The organism is Brevibacillus borstelensis (genome assembly GCF_003710865.1).
Classification (GTDB): domain Bacteria; phylum Bacillota; class Bacilli; order Brevibacillales; family Brevibacillaceae; genus Brevibacillus; species Brevibacillus borstelensis.
The window spans coordinates 19,271-27,661 of the sequence record NZ_RHHO01000010.1; the positions used below are offsets into that span (position 1 = coordinate 19,271).

Here is an 8,391-nt window from a genome sequence, read left to right on the forward strand (position 1 = left end):
ACTTTTACCGTTGTGTTAAGATTTGGATAAAGATAAGCAATCAATTTTTTCTACGGTTTTTGAATCATAGTAATATTTTCTTCATTATTATGGGGGTGCCAGAGTGATCAACGATAACTTCAAAAATAACTCAAAACAACGAATGACTTTCGTTGACCTCTTTGCTGGATTAGGTGGATTTCATCTTGCTTTAAACAAATTAGGTCATGAGTGTGTTTTTGCATGCGAGCTGGATGAGAGATTGAGGAAATTATATGAAAAAAATTTTGGAATTAAGCCTATGGGAGATATAAGAGAAATTTCCATAACTGTAGATATACCACCGCACGATATTTTATGTGCAGGCTTTCCTTGCCAGCCCTTCTCAAAAGCTGGGGAACAAAATGGGTTCGATGATCCAGAATCAGGAGATTTATTTTTTCACATTCTTAAGATATTAAAAGTTCACAAGCCTTCCTTCTTTATACTAGAAAATGTCGCAAATTTTGAACGTCACAATAATGGTAAAACCTGGAGAGAGGCAAAAGAGCATCTTGAAAAGCTTGAATATACAGTTGAGATTAAAAAATTATCCCCTCATTATTTTGGTATTCCACAAATTCGTGAGAGGGTAATTATTGTCGGAAGCAGAAGTGGCTTAAATCATTTTCAGTGGCCAGAGCAAATGGTTGACAATTCAATCTCAATTAAGAATATTCTCGACGTTTACCCTTCTGATGCTCGGGTTCTTTCAGATCAAGTTATAGATTGTTTAAATATTTGGCAAGACTTTCTTGACCATTTTCCCAAAGACCTGAAGTTGCCTTCATTTCCTATATGGTCAATGGAATTTGGTGCAACATATCCCTTTGAGAATGTAACCCCATATGCTTTAGGTATAAAGGAATTAAAAAAATATCATGGTTCACATGGTGTTCCTTTAGTTGGAGAAGATGAAAAAACTTTATTTTCATTACTTCCTTCCTACGCAAGAACAAAAGAAGAGAAGTTTCCAAAGTGGAAGATACAATTTATCAGACAAAATCGAGAGTTATATCAAGAACATAAAAAATGGATTGATCATTGGTTGCCAAAAATCTTACCATTTCCCGCGAGTTTCCAAAAATTTGAGTGGAATTGTAAAGGTGAGAGAAGACAACTAAGTGAATTTATTTTGCAAATTCGAGCTTCAGGAGTACGAGTTAAACGTCCTACAACTTCTCCATCTTTAGTTGCTATGACAAGTACACAGGTTCCAATAATCGCTTGGGAAAATAGATATATGACACCTCGTGAATGTGCGAGATTACAGAGCATGGAGGAATTAGTTCATTTACCTGATAGCAATACTGCTGCATATAAAGCCTTAGGGAATGCAGTCAATGTTAGAGTGGTTGAATTAGTAGCACAAAGCTTACTTTCTCTTAAACAAGAGACAATGGAAAAAAAGATCGATTTACTAACAGGAGTGTAAAAAATGGTCGAAAAGAAGAGCCAAATAGGAATAAGACCAACTTCAAGTGTATATGCAACTTATCGGAGATTAAGTTATAAAGCTTGGTTTGCAATAGCTGAGTTTATTGATAATTCTACTCAGAGTTTTTTTAATAACCGAATAAAGGTGAACAATGGAATTGAAGAAACTGTACTAGAACATCTAATAATAAGAATAGACTACAATCCCTCAGAGAAGGTTTTGGTAATTGAAGATAATGCTTTTGGTATGGAGCTAGATGATTTCATACGAGCACTGGTTTTAAATAGCCCACCTAAGGAGAGAAGTGGTCGTAGTGAATTTGGGATGGGTCTAAAAACAGCTGCGTGCTGGTTTGGTGCAAAGTGGACCGTTGAAACATCACAGCTTGGCTCGGAAAAAATATATAGGGCAACCATGGATGTTGAGGAACTGGCAAAAACTCATGCAGACGTTGTTATATATCACGAAATACCAACAAATAAGGAATCACACTTCACTAGGATAACAATAAGTGATATGCATCAACCAATTCGCGGGAGAACAGTAAATAAGGTGCGAGAGCATCTTGCAAGTATTTACAGGGATGATTTACGATCCGGGAGGATTACGATTAAATGGAATGATATCCCACTCACTTTTGAAGAGCCACCGTTTTATGAAGAGACAGACTCCACCGGTAATAAAAAGGTTTGGAGAAAAGAGGTCCAGTTTTCTGTGCCATGGGACAGGTATAATAAAAATCTTTCCGTACATGGATGGATTGGGATTAGAAAACAGGGGAAACAAAAAGATGCTGGACTAGTCCTATTACGACGAGGAAGAGTAATTATTGGTGGCCCTGATGAAGGATATAGGCCAAGCGAAGTCTTTGGGCAAGCCAATACGTTTAGGTCACAAAGGTTGATAGGAGAATTACATCTTGATGAATGGCCAGTTACTCAAGCAAAAGATGGTTTTGATTGGGCAGATGGTTTAGAAGATTCATTTATTGAGGAATTGGAGAAGGTTTGTAAAGAATATGGTGACAAAGCAGAAATAATTCGATTACAAACTGAAAATAGGCCAATAACAAGACGAGAGATGGAAAATGTAGCTGGGCCCACGGTAAAAGTATTCGAAAATGAGGAATTTAGGAAATGGATTAGTAATGAAATTCCACCTGAAAAAACAAATGAGGAGAATACTAGAAACAATAAAGAACAGAACAAGGAAACTGTGACTAAAAGTGAAGGTTATGCTGAAAAACAAAATAATAATGAAGAAGACATCCAGACAGAAAGGGATGGACCAATAGTATATAAATTAAAATTAGATCAAACAATCTGGGTGTTTAAACTCTATTGGAAAAACAGTAGGGTGGATGAACATTGGATGGGGATTCAATACCCTAAAAACGATGAAATAGAAGTTCTACTAAATACAGCCCATCCATTTATTTCACCATATATACAAGCTGCCAATAACTTGGAGCTTATACAAAAATTTGTTATTGCACTTGCTTTAGCAGAAAAGATTGCGAGATTAACCTCTAGCAGTCAGGATTCGCATGTAGACCCAGCAGACTTTAGAATCATAATGAATAAAATATTGAAACGTATTAGTGAGTTGGAGGTGGCTTATAATTATGGCTGAAACTTTTAGTATCGATATTGATAAAGAAAGTATGGGGTCATGGAAAGTTGAATTATTTGGAAGCGAGCAACAGCAGTTGGAGTCACATTTTCTTCATATTAACGAAGAAGAAAGACTAAAAATTTTTCGTACAGCAGCAAAGATTTTAGAAAATTGTCCAGACCCTAAGGTGAGATATGGAAAGAGGACGGGACTAGCCTTAGGAAAGGTACAAAGTGGAAAAACTGCATCATTTATTACGCTTACGGCTCAAGCTTTCGATAATGGCTATCGAGTGGTAATTATTCTTGCTGGGACCAAGAAAAATTTGTTAGAACAAAACACAAGAAGAATCAAGAAACAACTTGGATTAGATTATCGTAACGATAGAAAGATAGCTGTATTATCAACTCTAACTGAAATTGAGGATGTTCGTGAGCCTGATATACTTGGTGTACTAGAAATTGGAAATAATGTTTTAATCACAATACTTAAACATCCAGACCACATTGCACATTTGCGTCGGATTTTTACATCATCTGAACTTAATCATTATCCAACACTAATTATAGATGATGAAGGTGATCAGGCTTCATTAAATACAAAAGTCTCTAAAAGGGGTAGATCGGCAACATACAATGAAATAATCGAATTAAAGCGTGTTTTTAACTTACATGCTTACGTTGCTTTTACAGCAACACCGCAAGCAAATTTATTAATAAAAACAATTGATGAACTTTCTCCAGAATTTTGTGTTTTAATTGAACCTGGTTCAGGTTATACAGGTGGCTCTATGTTTCATGGTGTACACCAAGATAAGTATATTAGAGATGTACCCGAAGTTGAAATACCTTTTGAAGAAAAAGGTGAAATTCCAAACAGTTTTATAAAGGCCTTGAGTATTTATCTTATAGGTGGAGCAATACGTTCACTTCGGGGGGACAGTGGGCAGCATTCTATGCTTGTTCACACAAGTCACAAGAAGGATCATCATAAAATTGTTGGGGATAGAGTTAAGTACCTCGTTGAGAATTGGAAACAAAAATTATTACTTGCTGATGGAGATCCGGGGCGAGAGGGAATACTAAGTATAATAAAGGAATGTTACATCGAAGAATTTTATTGTGTTTCTGAAGAATATCCAACATGGGAGAGAATAAAAGAACAGTTAAGATATGAAATAAAAAACTTAAGACTTCCTTGGATTGTAAATAGTTCTAAATCAGGTGAGGTTCCTTCACCAGATAAAATTCATTTAAAAAATAATATCTTTATAGGCGGAAACATGTTAGATAGAGGGGTTACCCTTGATGGCCTTTCGGTTACATATATTACCCGTAGGGCAAGAGAGTCACAAGCTGACACTGTAGAACAGCGGGCGAGATGGTTCGGTTATAAAAAGGATTACCTTGATATATGCAGAATTTTTGCTCCAGTAGATGTTAGTACAGGATTTTCAGATTTATTAGGGCATGAAGATGACCTATGGGATCGAATTAAATATTTGGAATCTCAAGGAGTTAATGTAAAAGACTGGAACCCAAGATTAATGCAATTATCTGAACAATTCAAACCAACAAGAACTAGTGTTGCTCACACAAAAGAATTTAAAATTTCAGGTTGGAGAATTCAAAATAATCCTGTGATTGACGATGTACTTGCTCAACAAAATGTCAATATAGTAACATCTTTTTTTGAAGGGATAAAAACTCTTGAGAAGAGAGAGTTCGGAAGGGTAGTACATTTAGTAGCTCCTAATTGTTCGTTAGAATACATTATTAATGAGTTATTACAAAAATTACACCAAAACAAACAGAGAGATTGGGATAATATCCTGGTTCAGGAGTTACTCTCGAGAATTGATAAAACGGGAAGAGTTATTGGGATAGATGTAATTTTGATGAGACCAAATGAACAAAGTAAACGTGAATTAAATGAAAAAGGTTTTATCAAAAACTTAATGCAAGGAAAGTCTGTCAGAATAAGCAAGGATAATCCTAATTTTTATCCAGGAGATCGTGATATACATAATAATAGAGTCCAATTACAAATTCATATAGTAAGTTTACATGACGAAAACAAAAATTCGTATCCACCTAAAACCGTCTTACTAGCATTATATATTCCCGAGGCAGTAGCATCAGAAATTGGTCGACTGGTGGTTGCAAGTGAAATCAAATGAGCTTTTGGGTGAAAGTAAAATTATTAGTAGTTCATCTAGTAGTAAGGGTATTCCTCAGCAAAGTACCCCCATTTAACCGGTATATATTAAGGTTTCATCCCCTAGTTGGTACATTTTTTCTGGAGCCAATAAAGTCAAGGGCGTAAGCAGAAGCGAACTCTTGACACGTTGGTGGAAAGAAGGATAATCCTTTCGGGGGATGAGGCCTTTAATTTGTTAACGGATGTGCGGCTTTACTCGATCCTCAAAGAAAAAAGATAGCTGTGAGAGACTCTGGCCACAGTTCTAGACTCGGCCAACATCCATGGTTACGAGATATAACATCTTCAGAAGAGCATCGTCTGTGGGGAACATCACTTTTTCCTTCGTAACTTTTCGAAGTTGCCGATAAAGCCCTCAACGACATTGATTGTATAGATCAGCTTTCGAATCTCTGGCAGGTATGTAAAGAAAGTAGCAATTTCGTCCCAGTAATTTCGCCAGGAACGAACCATCATGGAATATTACTGCCCCAGGTTTGTTCAAACTACTCGAGTTCTTCCATTGAAGCTTGCTCCGTTGGAACTTAATAAATGGGTTTCAGTTCGGACGTAATGTTCTTTAGATCTTTATAGGAACAGACTTGATGGAGTTTCGGATTTGATAGATAACACATTTTTGAATCTCCGTCTTCGTCTGAAACTGCCTCCGACTTCACAATTTCTCAAGTTCATTGAGTATATGCAGCCAGAATTTGGCCGATTGATTCTCTCCAATCCAGTTTCCAAGCACATCCTTATGACAGTCAAGGTTAATGCCAATCACCATATAGGCGGCTTTATACGACAGCCCTTAAAGTGATAGGCGTCCAGGAAGGCAATAGCCTAAACCGATTGCAAAGGGTAGTTTTGCCACTCTTTGATCATCGGAACTAGTTTATTTGATTCATGGGAAATGAGTGTTGTTGAGACTTCAATGCCATAGAACTGCTACAGATGGCCTTGGATCTCACGCTTAGAATACGCCTTTGGCATATCCAAGTGAAGGCTCAATCCAAACCTCAACTTTCCCTAAATCGTGTCTGCGAAGAAATTCTTTAACCCCGATTGCACGTAGTCTATTGACTTCATGTTTTTCTCTTTGTCCACTGCTTGATCTACTTTTTTGACATCATGAAAATCTCCCAACCTTTCTAACCCTTATTGTAGTGTAGAGGTTTAGAGCTTACGTCTTCTATAACGCCAAGAATTATCAGCCCCAATTTTTCGTTTTCTCAACAGGCTTCTGTTATTCTCCCTATCTTCCGCAGGCTGTATGTAACTGTAAGCTCTAAAATTACTGAAAGGTCATATCATCAAACTTTGATGCTCTTTTTCTGGCCATTTGTCACTAAGACTCACTTTAAATGCGAACAAACGTTTGGTATAATATTGGAAACGTACCGCTCAAGGGGTGATTCATTATGGTTTAACAAGAATCTTGGCACTGTTAAAGCGGTCTTTCTTGTCTACAGTATTAATAAAAAGAATGGTCAAAAACCGTGCATTATCACCAGGTCTCAAGGGTTCGAAGATGAATATAAGTCCCCCGACAAGTGATTGTTTGTCAGCAAGTAAGTTAAACTGAAGCTGAAATAAAGCGGGAGATCGAATGAAGCACCGTGTAAAAGATGTTGAACCGGATCGGAAAGAAATTCGGGCTCGCCTCTGTGGGATTGCATACTAAAGTCACTTTTATATATATCGCGAATAGCGAACGAGAAGAGCATCTTGAGGGCTGTTGATGGAAATGGGAGTAATAGGATCGCTCGATCATGCAGCAGTACATTGCTATCACCCAAGATACAATAACGTAACTGTTCTTAAGTCCGGTTATTAAGCAGTACACCATAACAGGCGGGTGTAGAATTCTGGATTTCGTTATCTATAGAGGATGAAGCCCCGTTCGTTATAAGAAAACATGGTGACCGAGTTCATTCAAAACTCAGCTTGCAGGGATTAATCTCCTCTTTGTCGAAAAACTGGGCAAAAAGGAGGGTGTAGGAAGTGCCAGAAAAAAGGAAGAACTTCTATGCTTATCAGATTGACTTACATTATCTTAAGGGACGCCGACAGGTCGATGCGGTTAAGTGGGATAAGCAAATCGTTTGCGATCTGTTCGACCATATTAATCAATTGCCAGATAATCAAAAGACCCAACGGTTTCACGACTCATGGTTGATCTACTTGGATCATTTCTCAATTGAAACAAGCTATTTATTTGGGCGATTTGCATATGCTGAGTATGGAACAACAGGGGAATTAATTCATGCCGATAACCTTACTCGCCGTCCTAATCCAAAGCATTTGAGAGAGGGTGAGACGCTATACACTTATTTCATGATTCGTAAAAGTGACGGTCTCCTCTTGCTCCAGTCAAATATGAAGTTAAACAGGCCACGTGTTGAAGAGTATTTAGAACACCTTGGTGAACCTGTGATTCGGAATAACCAATTGACATATATACAAATCTGTACCCTGGTGGATAATTCATTCTTCGAGAATATACAGGCGTTAAACACAGTTAATAAAGTTTCGATTGAAGTCACTACTGCACAAGCTGCCGCTGACGAGAACGCTGCTGTTCAGATGCTTCAATCAGAAGCTGATCGAATGGATGCGACAACAGTTAAGCTAGATTTCTCTGCAAAGTTCAGAAGGAGTGGATTAGCAGGCGCAGTACCTTTCATCAGAAGATACAAGGATAAACCGGGGGTTACTAAGATTGTGGTCAAAGGTAAGCTAGCTGGTGCCGAAAAGGTGATTCGTATGCATGAGTCACAAGAAAAGTATTCACGGAGCGTAGAAGTTGATGGGACTGGGCAACCTACATTACGTTCTGCTGAAGCTATATTAAGTCAAATTGCCCAAACTAGAGCTCCGTTAAGGAGAGAGGACGAGGATGCGTAAATTAAAAGCGTTCTATAAGGCGAATAACTTCCCTATAGTAACGTTTATAAGGTACTGGAAAGACGCATCGACATCTGAGCTAATAGTAGATTTGTTTTTTCCGGTTTTGTTAGCAGTAGTCCTACTATATTTCACCTCGCTAACTACCGATAAGCTTTCGATGTTGATTGGGAAATTTCAACAGGTAAGTGGACTGTCAACTGCAAATGAAAATT

General features: G+C 37.7%; 4 protein-coding genes and 2 pseudogenes. 5 read left to right on the plus strand and 1 reads right to left on the minus strand.

What is annotated here, in order from left to right; translation table 11 throughout:
• Positions 1-103: 103 nt before the first annotated feature.
• From EDM54_RS04840 to EDM54_RS04850, 3 genes are read left to right on the plus strand one after another with little or no spacing between them, the layout of a single operon-like run.
• Complete coding sequence (locus tag EDM54_RS04840; protein WP_203421453.1) at positions 104-1,453, plus strand: DNA cytosine methyltransferase; 1,350 nt, start codon at positions 104-106, stop codon at positions 1,451-1,453.
• A gap of 3 nt (positions 1,454-1,456) precedes the next feature.
• A complete protein-coding gene (locus EDM54_RS04845) occupies positions 1,457-3,088 on the plus strand; it encodes an ATP-binding protein (RefSeq protein WP_031932444.1) in 1,632 nt (543 codons plus the stop codon).
• On the plus strand, positions 3,081-5,249 hold the full coding sequence (locus EDM54_RS04850) for a Z1 domain-containing protein (RefSeq protein ID WP_031932445.1): 2,169 nt from the start codon (positions 3,081-3,083) through the stop codon (positions 5,247-5,249). Before EDM54_RS04845 ends, EDM54_RS04850 begins: the two co-directional genes overlap by 8 nt.
• Positions 5,250-5,465: 216 nt before the next feature.
• Here EDM54_RS04850 and EDM54_RS27325 read toward each other — a convergent pair.
• A pseudogene (locus EDM54_RS27325) lies at positions 5,466-6,256 on the minus strand (transposase); the annotation flags it as partial.
• Positions 6,257-7,273: 1,017 nt separating this feature from the next.
• Here EDM54_RS27325 and EDM54_RS04860 point away from each other — a divergent pair.
• Together EDM54_RS04860 and EDM54_RS26750 are read left to right on the plus strand one after the other, a co-directional pair.
• A complete protein-coding gene (locus EDM54_RS04860; protein WP_031932446.1) occupies positions 7,274-8,176 on the plus strand; it encodes a hypothetical protein in 903 nt (300 codons plus the stop codon).
• Positions 8,169-8,391: pseudogene (locus EDM54_RS26750) on the plus strand (hypothetical protein); the annotation flags it as partial. The gene EDM54_RS04860 and the pseudogene EDM54_RS26750, both read left to right, overlap by 8 nt.